We start from the raw sequence: 16,686 nt of genomic DNA, 5'->3' as shown, positions 1-16,686 counted from the left end.
CGAGGCGTTGTTGAAACTGTTTTATTTGGCGCTGAACAACATCGCCAAGAAGTGGACGATGCCGGTGCAAAACTGGAAGCCTGTGCTGAACCGATTTACGATCCAGTTTGAGGGAAGGATGCCGACGAATTAACACTCGCTCCGTTTACACAAAATTCGGGACACCCTCGATCGAATACCTCTTGCGGTTTTACTTGGCACCGGAAGACCAAGAGTTCAAAACCACCAAACACGCACGTTTCGCTTTTGCCACCAGTCCTTTTGCCATCATCGACTTCTTGGCTGTAGCGCCCTTTTTCTTGAAGGCTTTTATTCCGATTGATTTGCGCGTACTGAGGTTCTTGCGCTTGCTGCGAATTTTGAAACTATTTCGTGTGCTCGTCCCTGCAATTGCCGAATTCAAGCAACTCAACAAGAACCGCACATTTCGTCAAAAGATTCATGCCTTGGTGTTCCCCAGCCCTTATGGCGGCGCCATGCAGAAGATTTTTGAAGTATTCATCGCGTTATGGGTGCTGCTGTCAGTCATTGCCGTGATTTTGGAATCCGTACAAAGCGTGCACTACATCTTGAACTTGCAATTTGTGATTTTGGACGCCGTCGCTGTCGCTATTTTCACCGTCGAATATTGCATGCGCTTGTATTCCTGCGTCGAAGAACCAGGTTTCAAAGGCGCGGTGTTGGGGCGCATGAAGCAAGCCAAATCGCCCTCGACCTTGATTGACTTTTTGGCAATACTGCCCTTTTACCTCGAAGTGTTTTTGCACCATCTCTTTGACTTGCGGTTCTTGCGTGTCTTCCGCCTAGCTCGATTACTCAAACTAACGCGCGGCAGCGATGCCAGCACTGTCTTGGTGAAGGTTGTGGTGCGTGAGTGGCCCATCATGAGTGCATCAGCGTTCATCATGCTGCTGCTAGTCATCTTGACCGCCAGCTTGGGTTATTTGTTCGAACACGATGTTCAGCCAGACAAGTTCGAAAACATACCCACCTCCATTTACTGGGCAGTCATCACCTTGGCCTCGGTGGGATACGGCGATATTTCCCCCGTCACGCCAATTGGCCGAACGTTGACAATCGTGCTCGCGTTGTTAGGTATTGGTATTTTTGCCATCCCTGCTGCTTTGCTGGCTTCGGCCTTCAGCGACGAATTGGTGAAAAAACGCGACGCGCTCAAAGCCAACTTGTTCAGCATTCTCAAAGACGGACACATTGATGAAAACGAAGCCCTCATCATCCGCGCCGAAGCCAAGCGCTTGCATTTATCGACCGAGGAAATCAATGCGCTGATCGACCAAGTGATTCAGGAGCACGATCTGGAAGATCGTGCTCCATTGCCGATTCACAAGATTGCCGAAACCCCCGAGCTGGCTGTGGAACACTACAAAATGCTGCTAAGCCAAATTCGACAATTGGGCATTCAAACCGACCGCATAAAATTTGATGAAGCTGCAGTGCAAGGGCAACGGCTGTCGGCAGCTGAATTTGATTTGTGGCGAAAAATTCAAGGCAAAGCAGGATGATGCACACCAAAGGCTGGCACGCCAAACTGGCGCTGGACTACGCACAAGAGGGCTCGCGAACCGTCGCACGTTTTGAGCACGACGGCCCGCTGCGCATCTTGCAAAGCCTCTACCCCGAAGGCGATGCGGTGTGCCACAACGTGTTGGTTCACCCCCCGAGTGGCTTGGTGGGCGGCGATGTGTTGGACATCACCGTGACCCTCGCTTCGCAAGCACACGGCTTAGTCACCACACCGGGCGCCACACGGTTTTACCGCAGTGACAAAGACCTATTGGCCACGCAAAAAGTACACGCCACCTTGGGCGAACACACCCGCTTGGAATGGCTGCCACTGGAAACCATCGCCTACAACGGCTGCCATGGCCTCAACCACGCGGTGTTTGACCTTGCGCCCACCGCAGAGTTGATGGCATGGGACATCACCGCCTTGGGCCTGCCCAACGCCAACTTGCCGTTTGAACGCGGTCAGCTGCAACAACACCTTGAAATTTCTGGCGTTTGGTTGGAACGCGGTTTGATTGACGCGCAAGACGAGCGGCTGCTCAACGGCCCACTCGGCCTCGCGGGCGCACGCTGCATGGCCACCTTGGTGTTTGCCTGCGGCGCAGACCTGCCACGCGAGCGTCGCGACTTGGCCCTAGCGTTGGCCCGCCACATCACCGAACAAGCCCCTGCGGGCCTGCACGCAGGCGTGACATCACCCCACCCTCGTGTGATCGTGCTGCGCACCCTATCCCCTTTGGTAGAGCCTGCCCAAACGCTGCTGCGCAGCGTCTGGGCAGCATGGCGCAAAGGTTTGTGGGCCATGGGCGACCAGCCGCCACGCATTTGGGCGATGTAACGGGCCGGTTGTTGGACCTCGCCTGCGTTTAAATCGCCACCAACTGCCGCACGTTCTTGGCTTGCATCTCAGAGCCTGGGCCGCGTGCAATCACCTCGCCACGCTCCATCACCAAGTAGTCGTCGGCCAGTTCTTCGGCAAAGTCGTAGTACTGCTCGCACAGCAAAATGGCCATGTCGCCGCGATTGGCCAACATCCGAATCACGCGGCCAATGTCTTTGATGATGCTGGGCTGAATGCCCTCGGTCGGCTCATCCAACACCAAGAGTTTGGGGCCCGATGCCAGCGCACGCGCGATGGCCAATTGCTGCTGCTGTCCGCCTGACAAATCGCCACCTCGGCGATGCATCATTTGCTTGAGCACTGGGAACAGCTCGTACAACTCAGCAGGTATGTCAGTGCCTGCAGGTTGCGTGGCCAAGCCCATGCGCAAGTTGTCTTCGACCGTCAAGCGCGCAAAGATCTCGCGACCTTGCGGCACATAGCCAATGCCGGCACGCGCGCGCTCGTAAGGCGCTTGGCGCTCAATGGCGTAACCATCGAAGGTGATGCTGCCACTGCGAATGGGCACCGCACCCATGAGCGACTTCAGCAGCGAGGTTTTACCCACGCCATTGCGCCCCAAAAGCACGGTGATCTTGCCGAGCTCGGCGGTGAAACTGACGTCACGCAAGATGTGCGAGCCGCCGTAATACTGGTTGATGTTTTGGACTTCTAAGAGGGGCATGGTGTGTGTCTCGTTCTTTGGCTGATGGGCTTTTGGGGTGGCACTTCAGCGGCCCAAATACACCTCAATCACACGCTCGTCGGCTTGCACTTGCGCCAGCGTGCCTTGCGCCAGCACCGAGCCATCGCACAGCACGGTGACGATGTCGGAGATGGTGTTGATGAAGCTCATGTCGTGCTCGACCACCATGAGTGAATGTTTGCCTTTCAGCGTCAAAAACAACTCGGCCGTGCGCTCGGTCTCGTAGTCGGTCATGCCCGCCACGGGCTCGTCCAGCAGCAAGAGCTTGGGGTCTTGCATGAGCAACATGCCGATCTCCAACCATTGCTTTTGGCCGTGGCTGAGGTTGCCCGCTTGACGGCGCACACTGTCTTCTAAGTGAATGGTTTTCAGCACCTCGCTCAGACGGTCACGCTGTGTGCCGTTGAGTTTGAAAAACATCGAGGCCGCTACCCCTTTGTGGGTTTTCAAGGCCAGCTCTAAGTTCTCAAACACGGTCAATTGCTCAAACACCGTGGGCTTTTGGAACTTGCGGCCAATGCCCAGTTGTGCAATCTCGGGTTCGTTGTGGCGCAACAAATCGAGGGTGCTGCCGAAGAACACTTGACCCGAATCGGGTTTGGTTTTGCCGGTGATGATGTCCATCATCGTGGTCTTGCCCGCGCCGTTGGGGCCAATGATGCAACGCAACTCGCCGGGCGCGATGTCCAGCGACAAACCGTTGATGGCCTTGAAACCATCGAAGCTCACATGCACATCTTCCAAGTACAAGATGCGGCCATGGGTCAAGTCCAGCGAGCCGGGCTCGTGAATGCGGCCAAAGCTCGCGCTGCGGTCGCCCGAGGTCACCTCGGCCACCACACGGGCTTGGTGTGTGGCTAAGCGCTCAGTACCTTGTTCAAACAGATCGGGGGTCATGCTTTTTCTCCTGCCTGTTTCTTGGCGCTCAGTTTTTGAACCAAGCCCACCACACCGTGCGGCATGTAAAGCGTCACGCCAATGAACAGGGCACCCAAGAAATACAACCAAAACTCTGGGGCCGTCACGGTCAACCAGCTCTTCATGCCGTTGACCAAGAAGGCGCCCACGATGGGGCCAATCAACGAGGCACGCCCACCGACTGCGGCCCATACGGCGATCTCAATCGAGTTGCCCGTGCTCATTTCACTGGGGTTGATGATGCCCACTTGCGGCACATACAAAGCGCCCGCAATGCCGCACATCACCGCCGAAATGACCCAAATGGTCAGCTTGTAGGGCATGGGTGAGTAGCCCGAAAACATCACGCGGCTTTCGGCGTCGCGAATGGCTTGCAACACGCGGCCAAACTTGCTTTGCACCAACCAGCGGGCAAACACATAGCAGCCCAGCAAGGTGGCACTGGTCATGACAAATAAGGTCATACGCATGGCGGGCGTGGCAATGGGCAAGTCCAAGATACGCTTGAAATCGGTGAAGCCGTTGTTGCCACCAAAACCCGTTTCGTTGCGAAAGAACAGCAGCATGGCGGCAAACGTCAGCGCCTGCGTGATGATGGAGAAGTACACGCCTTTGATGCGTGAGCGAAAGGCAAAGTAGCCAAACACCCAAGCCAGCACGCCGGGCACCAACACGATCATCAGCAAGGTGGCGATGAAGCTGTCACTGAAGGTCCAGTGCCAAGGCAAGGTTTTCCAATCGAGGAACACCATGAAGTCGGGCAAGTTGCTTTTGTAGTTGCCGTCGGTGCCGATCTGGCGCATGAGGTACATGCCCATCACATAGCCACCCAAGGCAAAGAACAAACCGTGGCCCAGCGACAAGATGCCGGTGTAGCCCCAAATCAAGTCCATCGCCAAGGCGCAGATGGCGTAGCACATGATCTTGCCGACCAAGCCCACGGCGTAGTCGCTCATGTGAAACAGGCTGCCCTCAGGCACCCACAGGTTGAGCACAGGCACCACCGCGCACAGCGTGATGAGGGCCGCTAAAAAAGCCACCCAAGCACGGCGACTCATCAGGGGGGCGGGTTCGGGGAGTTGCATCGCAGTAGTCATCGTTGTTGTGGTGTTCATATCAAGCCTCAGCACTTCTGCCCTTCATCGCAAACAAACCTTGCGGGCGTTTTTGGATGAACACAATGATGAAAACCAACACGGCAATCTTGGCGAGCACAGCGCCAGCCACGCCTTCGAGCAATTTGTTCATCAGCCCCAAGCCCATCGCCGCATACACCGTGCCTGCCAGTTGACCCACGCCGCCCAGCACGACCACCATGAAGGCGTCGACGATGTAGTTCTGGCCCAAGTCAGGGCCGACGTTGCCAATCTGACTCAAGGCACAACCGGCCAAGCCGGCAATGCCACAACCGAGCGAAAACGCGTAGGTGTCAATGCGGGCTGTATTCACACCCAAAGCAGAAGCCATGGGTCGGTTTTGGGTCACGCCGCGCACAAAAAGGCCCAACCGTGTTTTGCTGATCAACAGCGTCATGCCCACCAACACAAACAGCGCAAAGCCAATGATGACCAAGCGGTTGTAGGGCAGCGACAAATTGGCCAACAACTGCACGCCACCACTCATCCACGAGGGGTTTTCAACGCCCACGTTTTGCGCGCCAAACACGCTGCGCACACCTTGCATCAACCCTAAGCTGATGCCCCACGTGGCGAGCAAGGTCTCTAAAGGTCGGCCATACAAATGGCGCAAGACCAACCGTTCCAGCACCGCGCCCACCAAGGCCGCAGCCAAGAACGAGGCAGGCACGGCAACCAACAGATACGCGTCAAACATGCCAGGCAAGTACTGGCGGAACAGGCCTTGCACCACGTAGGTGGCGTAAGCGCCAATCATCATCAATTCGCCGTGCGCCATATTGATCACGCCCATCAACCCGTAGGTGATGGCAAGACCCAAAGCGACCAACAAAAGAATAGACCCCAAGCTGATGCCGGTGAACAAAGCACCCAGCTTTTCGCCCCAGTTGAGCGCAGCTTGGATGGTGCTGAGCGAGGCCTCTAATTGGCTGCGCACTGGCTTGTCTTGCTCTTCGCTCAAACGTTGGTTGAGCAAAAGCTGGGTGTCAGGGGTTTGGCTGTCGGCCAAAGCTTTGGCAGCGGCCAGACGTACTTTGGGGTCGGTGCTGTTGAGCATCACGGCGGCTCGGGCCAGCAGCATTTGGGTTTTCACGCCAGCGTTTTGCTCCGTTGCCAACGCTTTATCGAGCATGGCGAGCTTGGTCGGGTCGGGCTCTTTGAGCATGGCTTTGGTGGCGGCCAGTCGCAAAGCGGCATCGGGGCTGAGCAATTGCAACGCGGCCAAGGCGGCGTCAATTTCGCCGCGCATGCGGTTGTTGTTGATCACGTCTTCGGCAGCTTCGGGCAGGGCTTGCGCTTCGCCGGTCACGGGGTCTGACGCTTTGCCATCGCGCACGATCAGCACGTGAGTGCCGTTGACTTTGACGGCATCGTCCGCCATGGCTTGCATGAAAGCGGCGGTTTTTTCGTCCGGCGACGCCAGCGCTTGTTGCAGCGCCGTGATGCGGGCATCGGTTTCACCGAGCGTCAAGGCACGGGTTTGCTCCGTCGTCAGCGCCATGGCTGAGGAGGCAAACAACGCGGCACAGCTCAAGGTGAGGGCAGCCAAAGAGAAAGAAGAAATTCGGGTCATCTAGGTTCCAAAAAAAAGAGGGAGGGCATCAGCCCTCCCCCAAGTTCATCCCTTGGAGAGGGGTTACTTCTTCACAGGCTCATCAGGCTTCTTGTCGTTGCCTTCGATGAATGGGCTCCATGGCTTGGCTTTCACAGGGCCCGGCGTCTTCCAGACCACATTGAACTGGCCGTCAGCCTTGATCTCGCCAATGAACACCGACTTGTGCAAGTGGTGGTTTTTCTCGTCCATCTTCGAGGTGATGCCGCTTGGCGCCTTGAAGGTTTGGCCCGCCATGGCAGCGATGACCTTGTCGACATCGGTGGACTTGGCTTTCTCAACCGCTTGTTTCCACATGTTCACGCCGATGTAGGTGGCTTCCATCGGGTCGTTGGTCAAAGGCTTGTCTTTGTGGCCAGCGATGTTGTGTGACTTGGCGTAAGCAGACCACTTCTTGATGAACTCATCGTTGGTGGGGTTCTTGATGGACATGAAGTAGTTCCATGCCGCCAAGTGGCCGACCAGCGGCTTGGTGTCTACACCGCGCAACTCTTCTTCACCGACCGAGAAGGCGACCACGGGCACGTCTTTGGCTTTCAAGCCTGCGTTGCCGAGTTCTTTGTAGAAAGGCACGTTGGAGTCACCGTTGATGGTGGACACCACAGCGGTCTTGCCACCGGCAGAGAACTTCTTGATGTCAGCCACGATGGTTTGGTAATCGGAGTGACCAAACGGGGTGTACTTCTCGTCGATGTCGCTGTCTTTGACGCCTTTGCTTTTCAGGTAAGCGCGCAAGATTTTGTTGGTGGTGCGTGGGTACACATAGTCGGTGCCCAACAAGACCCAACGCTTGGCAGCGCCGCCGTCTTTGCTCATCAGGTAGTCCACCGCGGGAATGGCTTGTTGGTTAGGCGCAGCACCGGTGTAGAACACGTTTTTGCTGAGTTCTTCGCCTTCGTATTGCACGGGGTAGAACAGCAAACCGTTGAGCTCTTCAGCCACTGGCAAGACCGACTTGCGTGACACCGATGTCCAGCAACCGAAGATGACCGAGACTTTGTCTTGGGTCAGCAACTGCTTGGTTTTTTCAGCAAACAACGGCCAGTTCGACGCAGGGTCGACCACCACGGGTTCGAGCTTCTTGCCCAACACGCCGCCCTTGGCGTTGATTTCGTCAATGGCCATCAACACAGTGTCTTTCAACACGGTTTCTGAAATAGCCATGGTGCCCGACAGGCTGTGCAGCACGCCAACCTTGATGGTGTCTGCAGCCAGCGCTTGTGGCGCAATCACAAACGATCCGACCGACAGCGCTGCGGCTGCAGCCAGGGCCTTGAGGTTTCCTCGACGATTCATCATGCGGTTCACTCCAAAAAATAAAGGTTGCGGTGTTCAGCGGGCATCTCATTCACTCGCTTGTTAAAGCCTTTGCAAAGCCTGTGCCAACTTGCGTTTCGCCCAGAGGGCATTCACGCTTGCTATAACAAGCAGACACGAAGCAGCACCCGTGCGCAACGCATGCACCAGCATGGGTCAAGCGCACGCGAACGCACCAAAATAAACACGCATTTCGCCTTGTGGTGCATGCACCAAGAAGGCAAATTCGCACCAAAGTTGTCACATCTCTACGGCAACATAGCCACTTCAAGACGGCACACAAGTTGCATAAAGAAAAGCACTATGGAACTCACCCCCCGCGAAAAAGACAAGCTCTTGATCTTCACGGCCGCCTTGTTGGCCGAGCGTCGACAAGCCCGTGGCTTGAAACTCAACTACCCCGAGGCCGTGGCCCTCATCAGCGCCGCGGTCATGGAAGGTGCACGCGACGGTCAAACCGTGGCGCAACTCATGAGCGCCGGACGCCGCGTGCTGACCCGCGCCGACGTGATGGACGGCGTGGCCGAGATGATTCCCGACATCCAAGTCGAAGCCACCTTTCCCGACGGCACCAAGCTCGTGACCGTCCACCAGCCCATCCTTTGAATTTTTTTGACCCACGTTTTTGGGAACCCCACCATGTCACGTCTTGCTGCTTGCCTTCGCCTTCTGCCCTTCTTGCCCTCCCTCGCTGTCGCCCACGAAGGCCACGGCATTGAAGGGGCCTCGCATTACCACGCCACCGATGTGTGGGGCTTTGTCTCCATAGCGGTCGCCGCTGCCGTCGTGTGGTGGTTCACCGGTCGCGGCAAATAAACACACGAGGCACGTATGACACCCGGTGAACTTTTGATTGACGAGGGCGAACATGTCCTCAACCCCGGCCGACGCACGCACACCCTCGTCGTGCAAAACGCCAGCGACCGCCCCATCCAAGTGGGCTCGCATTACCACTTTGCGGAAACCAACGCGGGTTTGCGCTTTGACCGCGACGCTGCACACGGCATGCGTTTGAACATTGCATCTGGCACCGCAGTGCGTTTTGAGCCGGGCCAACAACGCACGGTCGAATTGGTGGACCTGAGCGGGCATCGCCAAGTGTTTGGCTTTCGCGGCTTGGTGAATGGTGCCGTGGACAAAGGCGCAGTCGATGCGCCGCGCAAAGGAAACAACTGATGGCAACGATTGGCAAACGCGCCTACGCAGAAATGTTTGGCCCCACCGTGGGCGACCGCCTGCGCTTGGCAGATACCAACTTGGTCATTGAGGTTGAAAAAGACTTCACGCTACAAGCCGGTGGCTACGGCGAAGAAGTGAAATTCGGTGGCGGCAAAACCATCCGCGATGGCATGGCGCAATCACAACGCACACGCGACGGCACGGGTACAGGCCCGCAAGCGGGCGGTGCGGTAGACACCGTGATGACCAACGCACTCATCATCGACCACTGGGGCATCGTCAAAGCCGACATTGGTTTGAAAGGTGGCCGCATCGTGGCCATTGGCAAAGCGGGCAACCCAGACACACAACCGGGTGTAGACATCGTGATTGGCCCCGGCACGGAGGTCATCAGCTGCGAAGGCAACATCGTCACCGCGGGTGGTGTGGACACCCACATCCACTTCATCGCACCACAGCAAATTGAAGAAGCCTTGACCAGTGGCGTGACCACCATGCTCGGTGGCGGCACAGGCCCCGCCACGGGTACCTTTGCCACCACCTGCACACCCGGCGCTTGGAACATCGAACGCATGTTGCAAGCGGCCGATGCGTTCCCCATGAACCTTGGTTTCTTGGGCAAAGGCAATGCCGCTTTGCCCGATTCGCTGCACGAGCAAATCAACGCCGGTGCGATTGGTTTGAAGCTGCATGAAGACTGGGGCACCACGCCCGCCGCGATTGACAACTGTTTGAACGTGGCAGAAGCCACCGACACGCAAGTGGCCATCCACACCGACACGCTCAACGAGAGTGGCTTTGTGGAAGACACGGTGGCCGCCTTCAAAGGTCGCACCATCCACACCTTCCACACCGAAGGTGCAGGCGGTGGCCACGCCCCCGATATTTTGAAAGTGGTAGGCGAAGCCAATGTGTTGCCCAGCTCGACCAACCCCACGCGCCCCTACACGGTGAACACGCTGGACGAGCATGTGGACATGCTCATGGTGTGCCACCACCTCGACCCCGCGATTGCCGAAGACTTGGCCTTCGCCGAAAGCCGCATTCGCCGCGAGACCATCGCGGCCGAAGACATCTTGCACGACCTCGGTGCCATCAGCATGATGAGCAGCGACAGCCAAGCCATGGGGCGTGTGGGCGAGGTGATCATTCGCACCTGGCAAACCGCGCACAAGATGAAAGCGCAGCGTGGCTTGCTGCCTGGGGACTCAGACCGCCACGACAACTTCCGTGTCAAACGCTACATCGCCAAGTACACCATCAACCCTTCCATCGCGCACGGCATCAGCCACGAAGTGGGCAGCGTGGAAGTGGGCAAGTGGGCCGACTTGGTGGTGTGGAAGCCCGCGTTCTTTGGCATCAAACCCAGCATCATTTTGAAAGGTGGCTTCATCGCCATGGCCGCGATGGGCGACCCGAATGCTTCCATTCCCACACCGCAGCCCGTGCACTACCGCCCCATGTTTGGCGCGTATGGCGGTGCGCTGCACCGTGGCTCGCTCACCTTTGTGTCGCAGGCGGGTTTGGCGGCGGGTATTGGGCAGAAGTTCGGCTTGCACAAAACCCTGAGTGCAGTGAAGAACATTCGCAGCATTGGCAAACGTGACATGATTCACAACGACTACGCGCCACGCATGGAGGTGGATGCACAAACCTATGCGGTGCGCGCCGATGGTCATTTGCTCACCTGCGAACCTGCGGTGAGCTTGCCTATGACCCAACGCTATTTCTTGTTCTGATTTTTTCTGATGCTTACCTGTTCTAAATTAATCGCGGGCGGCCAAGGTTTGGCCGCTGCACTCGTCAAACGCGCCGCCACCGTAGAGCTGGATTGGGACGTTCGCCAAAAAAGCCGCTTCGATGCAACCGACTCGACAGGCCGTGCCTTTGGCGTGTTTTTGCCGCGCGGCACCTTGGTACGTGGCGGCGATGTATTGGTGCTCGAAGACGGTTCGCTCGTGCGCGTGCAAGCCGCCCCACAAGAAGTGTTGCGCATCACCGCGTGTACGCAACATGGCTCGCCGTTTGATTTGACGCGTGCGGCCTATCACTTAGGCAACCGCCACGTGCCCATTGAGTTGAAGCCCGACCATTTGAAGATCGAGCCCGATCATGTACTGGCCGACATGCTGCGCGCCATGCACATGACCGTGGTCACTGTGCACGAAGCCTTTGAACCAGAAGGTGGTGCGTACAGCAGCCACGGGCACACGCATAACGCACAGCACGCCTCGCATGAGGGGCATGAACATGGCCATGTGCATGGCCCCGGTTGTTCACATGAGCACTGAGCACCTCAGCACCGCCAACGCATCACCCACCACACCGTCGCTGCTGCAACTCATTTGGCTCGCCTCGCCTGCTTTACCGATTGGCGGGTTTTCCTACTCCGAAGGTTTGGAAGCCGCCATTGACCAAGGCTTTGTGCACGACGAGCACAGCGCCGCGCGGTGGTTGGTCGATCAACTTCACCTCACGCAATCGCGTGGCGACATGGCCGCGCTTGGACAAATGGTGCTGGCTTGGCAAGCGCGGGATATACCGCGCCTTGCCACTTTGAGCCAATGGATACACGCCACCCGCGAAAGCGCTGAACTGCGTTTGCAATCGGAGCAAATGGGACGCTCCATGTTGGAATGGCTGCGCAACCAAGACGCCATCGATGCCGACACCATCGCGCTGTGCAACCGCTGGGTGCCCACCTACCCGCTGATGTTCGCCTTGGCCCTGTCGCGCACCGGTGCACCGCTGGATCAATGTTTGCAAGCCTACGCTTTTGGCTGGGCCGAAAACATGGTGCAAGCGGCCCTCAAATCGGTGCCACTCGGTCAAAACTCGGGGCAACGCATCTTGACGCAACTCGCCCAAGAAATTGCCAGCGCTGTGCAGCATGCGATGCAGACCACAGACGACACACGTCAAGCCTTTTCCCCCATGCTGGCCATCCTGTCCGCCCAGCACGAAACCCAATATTCCAGACTGTTTAGATCATGAAAAACTTGCACAACATCGCACACCGCACCAAGAAGCTGCCACCCCTGCGCGTGGGCATTGGCGGGCCTGTGGGCTCTGGCAAAACCACCTTGCTGGAGATGCTCTGCAAAGCCATGCGAGACAAATACGACCTCGTGGCCATCACCAACGACATTTACACCAAAGAAGACCAACGCTTGTTGACCGTGAGCGGCGCCTTGCCTGCCGAGCGAATCATGGGCGTGGAAACAGGCGGTTGCCCACACACCGCCATTCGCGAAGATGCGTCCATCAACCTCGAAGCGATTGACCGCATGTTGGTCGACTTTCCCAACGCCGACGTGGTCTTCATCGAAAGCGGTGGCGACAACTTGGCGGCCACGTTCAGCCCGGAATTGAGCGACTTGACGATCTACGTGATCGACGTCGCAGCAGGCGAAAAAATCCCACGCAAGGGAGGCCCCGGCATCACCAAGAGCGATTTGTTTGTGATCAACAAAACCGACCTCGCCCCTTACGTGGGCGCTGACTTGTCGGTGATGGAAGCAGACACCATCCGCATGCGCACCAACGCGCAGGGGCTGAAGCCATTTGTGATGACCAACTTGAGAACGTTGGATGGTTTGAATGCAGTGATTGCCTTTATTGAGAAAAAAGGCATGTTGACGTAAATCGAGAGGCTTGCCTCAAGTGCTCACTGCGTCCGCAAAGACGCAGGTTTGAACGTCGAATCAATCGGCGATGCGGCTTGCGCCATCTTGCTGCCGCATTCGCCACGGCGTAACGCCCAACGCTCGCAGACCAAGCCAGAAGGCAGTTTGCAGAACAAGCGGTTGGAATGGCTGCTGCCCCCCATACGCAACGAACCGCCTGCATCTAAACAGCTTTGCGAAGCTGGATTCAGCGACGAATTGGCATGCGCCTCCAACGGCGCACCGAAGAGTCCAAAAGCAACCAAGAACACGTACAGTGATAAAAAGCGTATTGCCATAAACCATCATTAAGAATCAATTCTTTGTGCATTTTAATACTTTGTAACTCTTATTAATTTAAACCTTCCTTATTTTTGTGCGACAGTCAAAAAATCGAATTCGGTTTATCGTTTCTCTATGACGCATTTTTACGAACCTCGCCTTGGCCACGGCCTGCCCCACGACCCCTTCAACGCCATCGTGGGTCCACGCCCTATTGGCTGGGTGTCCACCCGAAGCGCCCAAGGCGTGCTGAATTTGGCACCGTACAGCTTTTTCACGGCCTTCAACTACATCCCGCCTATCGTGGGGTTCTCAAGTATTGGCGCCAAAGACTCACTGCGCAACGTGCAAGAAACAGGCAGCTTTGTATGGAATTTGGTCACACGTCCCTTGGCTGACGCCATGAACCAAACCTGCGCCCCCGTCGGGCCCGAGGTGAACGAATTTGAATTAGCAGGACTCACGCCAGCCCCCTCACGCGTGGTGGATGTACCGCGCGTTGCGGAGAGCCCCGTCTCGTTCGAGTGCCGATGCACGCAGATCGTGCAACTCGAAGGCATCGACAAGCAAAAAATTGAAACTTGGTTGGTACTCGGCGAAGTAGTGGGCATTCACATTGCCCAACACTTGCTCAAAGACGGCGTGTACGACACAGCCAGTGCCAACCATGTGCTGCGAGGCGGCGGACCGGCCGACTATTTCACGGTGGGGCCGGAGCAGTTATTTCGCATGTGGCGACCTAGGGCTTAAGCCTTCACTGGCATGCCGCGTTCAAAAGCGACGCAACGGCGTGAGTAAATCGCTCAGGCCGTTGTGATCGATCTCATGCATCAGCTCTAAAAGTCGCCCCACTTCCCCTTTGGGAAACCCCTCACGCGCAAACCAGTTGAGGTAATTGCCGGGCAAGTCGGCCAGCAACGTGCCTTGGTGCTTGCCAAAAGGCATGGTCATGGTGACGAGTTTTTGTAAATCTTCAGGATTCATTTTTACCAACACACATTCAAACAGAGGTTTTAATCAGCGGCATCCACAACTGCACGCGCGCACCACCAGACGGTAAGTTGGTCAAAAGCAATTCGCCCTGCCACGTGCTAAGGATGTATCGCCCCAAGATAAGACCGACCCCCATACCTGTGTCCTTGGTCGATTGAAAATGCATCCACTCCTCGGCCAGTAAGTACTCAGCAAACCCAGGACCGTTGTCGCTGACAGTGACCAGCACATGCGGTTGAGCGTGGCGCATTTGCTGCTGCAGGGTCAACTCGATGCGTGGTTGATCTTGTTGATCTGCATGGGCGCTCAAGGCATCGATCGCATTGGCCACCAAATTGAACAAGATACGCTCCAACAGCACTTTGTGCGCCGAAACGATAAAGCCCTGTACAGGCTTGGGGCCGGTGAAGTCAATGGCACGGCTGCGAGATTCATTGTTCAGAATTGGCAGGATTTCTTGAATACAAGCACTCACGTCAAAGGTCTGATGCTCAGGCTTTTGCTCAAGCATGAGGCGACGTAAGCTGTGGGTCATTTGGCTGATTTTCTCGACCAAATTGACGCTTTCACTGAGGGCAACTTGCAGCGAAGGATCGGCGTCTTTGACCAGGTATTGCATTTCATGCAGGGTCAACGTCAGCGCGGTCAGGGGCTGACTCACTTCGTGGACGATGGCCGAGTTAAACATCGCCAAGCTGCCCACGGTCGAAAAACGGGAGTTGATCATGAGCATGTGGTCACGCTCACGCACAAGCTGGTTCAGCTCGGCGTTGGCCAAGTGGGTTGTTTCTTTTTCTTTTTGAATCGCCAAGCTCTGCGTATTTAGGCGCTCGCTGGCATGTGCGAGCATGAAGATCGGGCAGAACAAATGAAGCGCACCCGACATGAAGCGAAACAGAATCAACTGGAGTGGTTCTTGGTACAAGTCGAAAATAGGCAACTCGCTCAGCACCACCGAGATCAGGCGGATGAAATTAATGACCGTCCAACATGCGGTGAACACCATCAGGCCCAAGATATAGAACGATTTTTGGGTTTTGTAGAGACGATAAGTCTCCACACACGTCCAGGCACCAGACAGCACAATCCACGAAACGATCAACACCACACGCTGCTCAAAGGTGCCAGACACGCGCAAGTATTCAAAAACGATGCCTGTGCTGATCCACAAAACAGTCAAGACGGTCCATAGTTTTTGGCTGCTGGCATTGCGCCAGTGCCGCACCAACAAACCGCCTCCCACCGTGGAGGCGATCAAAAACAAATTGCCGAACGTGATCAAACCATGCCAAGTCAATGGCGCGATCAAAAAAAGAAAATAAGACACCGCCCCTGCCAAGGGAATACCTGCGAGAAGCAGGCTTTGCCGCTCAATCGCATCTTGGCGGTAATAAGGCGCGCTGCTGATGGCCAAAATCAAGAAGATGAAGCCAAAAAGAACAAAGAAAATCTCGTTGTAGTAATTCACATACGTCCGTCACTGAACTAGGCGCACCCGTCACACGGATGCACACCACCGAAATTGGTTGAGAGGCGCAAAGTATGGCAGAGGCTTGGCCGTTCAATCTGAGCTCAAAAGACGCATGGCACACTCACCGTACAGCAGCGTCTTGATTTAAAACTATCCGCCCCAAAGATACTTATTTAGTAGATTTCTTGGAGCTTCCACATGCACACCCACATCGTTTGCCCCCACTGCAACAGCACCAACCGCGTGCCCAAAGACAAGCTCGACGGCAATGCCGAGCTATCGTGCGGCAAATGCCATCAGCCCTTGTTTAACCAACACCCCGCCGCGCTCAACACGGCAGGCCTGAACGCACAAATTGCCAAAAGCGATGTACCGGTGGTGGTGGACTTTTGGGCTCCGTGGTGCGGCCCCTGCCGCATGATGGCGCCCGAATATGAAAAAGCCTGCGCCTTGGTAGAACCCAAAGCTAGACTCGTGAAGGTGGACACCGAAGCCCACCAAGACGCGGGGGCGCAGCACAACATTCGCAGCATCCCCACGCTGGCCATCTTCAAAGGTGGGCGCGAGGTGGCGCGTATTTCAGGCGCGCGCTCAGCGGCTGATTTGGTGAAGTGGATCAACAGTCAAATCAGCTAAGCAGGGTTTAAGCGCCGGTGAAATCTTTCACCATGTTGCCGTACCACTGCAAGTCGGCTTGCCACAGCTCTTGGCGGCGGAAGTTAGGAGCCGTTAAGTACCGCTTACTTAAACGAAACATTGAATCGCCCCGTGTTTTGAGGAGGCTCCAACCTTTGAGAAGATGGAGCTATGAGCAAATCAAATCGTTTTTCCCCCGAAGTACGCGAACGCGCTGTTCGCATGTTGCAAGACCACCGTGGCGAATATCCGTCCACATGGGCGGCCATTGAATCAATTGCACTCAAGATCGGCTGCGCCCCTCAAACCCTTCACGAATGGGTTCGTAAGCACGAAGTCGACAGCGGCGTGCGCGGCGGCACCA

The 16,686-nt window shown here is 56.3% G+C and carries 19 protein-coding genes and 2 pseudogenes; 13 read left to right on the top strand and 8 right to left on the bottom strand.

Annotated features, from left to right (window positions below; translation table 11 throughout):
- The 3 genes and pseudogenes from C5F52_RS29350 to C5F52_RS29340 all read left to right on the top strand — a co-directional run.
- A pseudogene (locus C5F52_RS29350) lies at nt 1-133 on the top strand (IS256 family transposase); the annotation flags it as partial.
- Nucleotides 134-182: 49 nt separating this feature from the next.
- Nucleotides 183-1,523 carry an ion transporter gene (locus C5F52_RS29345; RefSeq protein WP_161499787.1) on the top strand — a complete coding sequence of 447 codons (1,341 nt, stop codon included), beginning with the start codon at nt 183-185 and terminating at the stop codon, nt 1,521-1,523.
- Nucleotides 1,520-2,365, top strand: coding sequence for an urease accessory protein UreD (locus C5F52_RS29340; protein ID WP_236658056.1), 846 nt, complete (start codon nt 1,520-1,522; stop codon nt 2,363-2,365). The genes C5F52_RS29345 and C5F52_RS29340 overlap by 4 nt, the downstream gene beginning before the upstream one ends.
- Before the next feature lie 28 nt (nt 2,366-2,393).
- Here C5F52_RS29340 and urtE read toward each other — a convergent pair whose 3' ends face one another.
- From urtE to urtA, 5 genes are all read right to left on the bottom strand, one after another.
- Complete coding sequence (urtE, locus tag C5F52_RS29335; RefSeq protein ID WP_104801877.1) at nt 2,394-3,092, bottom strand: urea ABC transporter ATP-binding subunit UrtE; 699 nt, start codon at nt 3,090-3,092, stop codon at nt 2,394-2,396.
- A 45-nt stretch (nt 3,093-3,137) separates the two neighbouring features.
- On the bottom strand, nt 3,138-4,010 hold the full coding sequence (urtD, locus tag C5F52_RS29330; protein WP_104801876.1) for an urea ABC transporter ATP-binding protein UrtD: 873 nt from the start codon (nt 4,008-4,010) through the stop codon (nt 3,138-3,140).
- Entirely contained in the window at nt 4,007-5,146 is a 1,140-nt protein-coding gene (urtC, locus tag C5F52_RS29325; protein ID WP_236658055.1) for an urea ABC transporter permease subunit UrtC, read from the bottom strand. The genes urtD and urtC overlap by 4 nt, the downstream gene beginning before the upstream one ends.
- Nucleotide 5,147: 1 nt before the next feature.
- Nucleotides 5,148-6,740, bottom strand: coding sequence for an urea ABC transporter permease subunit UrtB (urtB, locus tag C5F52_RS29320; protein ID WP_104801875.1), 1,593 nt, complete (start codon nt 6,738-6,740; stop codon nt 5,148-5,150).
- 63 nt (nt 6,741-6,803) lie between these two features.
- A complete protein-coding gene (gene urtA, locus C5F52_RS29315) occupies nt 6,804-8,075 on the bottom strand; it encodes an urea ABC transporter substrate-binding protein (protein ID WP_104801880.1) in 1,272 nt (423 codons plus the stop codon).
- A gap of 324 nt (nt 8,076-8,399) precedes the next feature.
- Here urtA and C5F52_RS29310 point away from each other — a divergent pair, with 324 nt between their 5' ends.
- The 7 genes from C5F52_RS29310 to ureG are packed head-to-tail and all read left to right on the top strand — an operon-like array spanning nt 8,400 to nt 12,919.
- Nucleotides 8,400-8,702: an urease subunit gamma gene (locus tag C5F52_RS29310; protein WP_104801874.1), complete on the top strand. Its 303-nt coding sequence runs from the start codon at nt 8,400-8,402 to the stop codon at nt 8,700-8,702.
- Between the two features lie 33 nt (nt 8,703-8,735).
- A complete protein-coding gene (locus C5F52_RS29975; RefSeq protein WP_161499786.1) occupies nt 8,736-8,912 on the top strand; it encodes a hypothetical protein in 177 nt (58 codons plus the stop codon).
- A 15-nt stretch (nt 8,913-8,927) separates the two neighbouring features.
- Entirely contained in the window at nt 8,928-9,272 is a 345-nt protein-coding gene (locus C5F52_RS29305; RefSeq protein WP_104801873.1) for an urease subunit beta, read from the top strand.
- The gene (gene ureC, locus C5F52_RS29300; protein WP_104801872.1) at nt 9,272-11,014 is read left to right on the top strand and encodes an urease subunit alpha; all 1,743 of its coding nucleotides are present in this window, start codon (nt 9,272-9,274) and stop codon (nt 11,012-11,014) included. The genes C5F52_RS29305 and ureC overlap by 1 nt, the downstream gene beginning before the upstream one ends.
- A 9-nt stretch (nt 11,015-11,023) precedes the next feature.
- The gene (gene ureE, locus C5F52_RS29295) at nt 11,024-11,566 is read left to right on the top strand and encodes an urease accessory protein UreE (protein WP_104801871.1); all 543 of its coding nucleotides are present in this window, start codon (nt 11,024-11,026) and stop codon (nt 11,564-11,566) included.
- Nucleotides 11,556-12,269, top strand: coding sequence for an urease accessory protein UreF (locus C5F52_RS29290; protein ID WP_236658054.1), 714 nt, complete (start codon nt 11,556-11,558; stop codon nt 12,267-12,269). Before ureE ends, C5F52_RS29290 begins: the two co-directional genes overlap by 11 nt.
- Nucleotides 12,266-12,919, top strand: coding sequence for an urease accessory protein UreG (gene ureG / locus C5F52_RS29285; RefSeq protein ID WP_369954750.1), 654 nt, complete (start codon nt 12,266-12,268; stop codon nt 12,917-12,919). Before C5F52_RS29290 ends, ureG begins: the two co-directional genes overlap by 4 nt.
- Nucleotides 12,920-12,942: 23 nt before the next feature.
- On the opposite strand, the gene C5F52_RS29280 is transcribed toward ureG, so the two are convergent.
- Nucleotides 12,943-13,239: a DUF333 domain-containing protein gene (locus tag C5F52_RS29280; RefSeq protein ID WP_104801869.1), complete on the bottom strand. Its 297-nt coding sequence runs from the start codon at nt 13,237-13,239 to the stop codon at nt 12,943-12,945.
- Nucleotides 13,240-13,357: 118 nt separating this feature from the next.
- On the opposite strand from C5F52_RS29280, the gene C5F52_RS29275 reads away from it, so the two are divergent.
- Nucleotides 13,358-13,972, top strand: a complete 615-nt coding sequence (locus C5F52_RS29275) for a flavin reductase family protein (protein ID WP_104801868.1) — start codon at nt 13,358-13,360, stop codon at nt 13,970-13,972.
- Between the two features lie 21 nt (nt 13,973-13,993).
- On the opposite strand, the gene C5F52_RS29270 is transcribed toward C5F52_RS29275, so the two are convergent.
- Together C5F52_RS29270 and C5F52_RS29265 are read right to left on the bottom strand one after the other, a co-directional pair.
- Nucleotides 13,994-14,206, bottom strand: a complete 213-nt coding sequence (locus C5F52_RS29270; RefSeq protein WP_104801867.1) for a DUF3820 family protein — start codon at nt 14,204-14,206, stop codon at nt 13,994-13,996.
- 16 nt (nt 14,207-14,222) lie between these two features.
- The gene (locus tag C5F52_RS29265) at nt 14,223-15,683 is read right to left on the bottom strand and encodes a sensor histidine kinase (protein WP_104801866.1); all 1,461 of its coding nucleotides are present in this window, start codon (nt 15,681-15,683) and stop codon (nt 14,223-14,225) included.
- 201 nt (nt 15,684-15,884) lie between these two features.
- Here C5F52_RS29265 and trxC point away from each other — a divergent pair, with 201 nt between their 5' ends.
- Both trxC and C5F52_RS29255 read left to right on the top strand, forming a co-directional pair.
- Nucleotides 15,885-16,322, top strand: a complete 438-nt coding sequence (gene trxC, locus C5F52_RS29260) for a thioredoxin TrxC (RefSeq protein WP_104801865.1) — start codon at nt 15,885-15,887, stop codon at nt 16,320-16,322.
- Between the two features lie 171 nt (nt 16,323-16,493).
- Nucleotides 16,494-16,686, top strand: a pseudogene (locus C5F52_RS29255) (IS3 family transposase); the annotation flags it as partial.

This window comes from Limnohabitans sp. TS-CS-82 (assembly GCF_002943475.1).
Note: the sequence above shows the minus strand (reverse complement) of the source record. Positions and strands in the feature narration are given on the sequence as shown.

Excerpts from the sequence above, each read along its gene's own strand:
- C5F52_RS29340 (WP_236658056.1), top strand. The coding sequence starts at position 1,520 with ATGATGCACACCAAAGGCTGGCACGCCAAACTGGCGCTGGACTACGCA.
- urtE (WP_104801877.1), bottom strand. The coding sequence starts at position 3,092 with ATGCCCCTCTTAGAAGTCCAAAACATCAACCAGTATTACGGCGGCTCG.
- urtD (WP_104801876.1), bottom strand. The coding sequence starts at position 4,010 with ATGACCCCCGATCTGTTTGAACAAGGTACTGAGCGCTTAGCCACACAC.
- urtC (WP_236658055.1), bottom strand. The coding sequence starts at position 5,146 with ATGAACACCACAACAACGATGACTACTGCGATGCAACTCCCCGAACCC.
- urtB (WP_104801875.1), bottom strand. The coding sequence starts at position 6,740 with ATGACCCGAATTTCTTCTTTCTCTTTGGCTGCCCTCACCTTGAGCTGT.
- urtA (WP_104801880.1), bottom strand. The coding sequence starts at position 8,075 with ATGAATCGTCGAGGAAACCTCAAGGCCCTGGCTGCAGCCGCAGCGCTG.
- C5F52_RS29310 (WP_104801874.1), top strand. The coding sequence starts at position 8,400 with ATGGAACTCACCCCCCGCGAAAAAGACAAGCTCTTGATCTTCACGGCC.
- C5F52_RS29975 (WP_161499786.1), top strand. The coding sequence starts at position 8,736 with ATGTCACGTCTTGCTGCTTGCCTTCGCCTTCTGCCCTTCTTGCCCTCC.
- C5F52_RS29305 (WP_104801873.1), top strand. The coding sequence starts at position 8,928 with ATGACACCCGGTGAACTTTTGATTGACGAGGGCGAACATGTCCTCAAC.
- ureC (WP_104801872.1), top strand. The coding sequence starts at position 9,272 with ATGGCAACGATTGGCAAACGCGCCTACGCAGAAATGTTTGGCCCCACC.
- ureE (WP_104801871.1), top strand. The coding sequence starts at position 11,024 with ATGCTTACCTGTTCTAAATTAATCGCGGGCGGCCAAGGTTTGGCCGCT.
- C5F52_RS29290 (WP_236658054.1), top strand. The coding sequence starts at position 11,556 with ATGAGCACTGAGCACCTCAGCACCGCCAACGCATCACCCACCACACCG.
- ureG (WP_369954750.1), top strand. The coding sequence starts at position 12,266 with ATGAAAAACTTGCACAACATCGCACACCGCACCAAGAAGCTGCCACCC.
- C5F52_RS29280 (WP_104801869.1), bottom strand. The coding sequence starts at position 13,239 with ATGGCAATACGCTTTTTATCACTGTACGTGTTCTTGGTTGCTTTTGGA.
- C5F52_RS29275 (WP_104801868.1), top strand. The coding sequence starts at position 13,358 with ATGACGCATTTTTACGAACCTCGCCTTGGCCACGGCCTGCCCCACGAC.
- C5F52_RS29270 (WP_104801867.1), bottom strand. The coding sequence starts at position 14,206 with ATGAATCCTGAAGATTTACAAAAACTCGTCACCATGACCATGCCTTTT.
- trxC (WP_104801865.1), top strand. The coding sequence starts at position 15,885 with ATGCACACCCACATCGTTTGCCCCCACTGCAACAGCACCAACCGCGTG.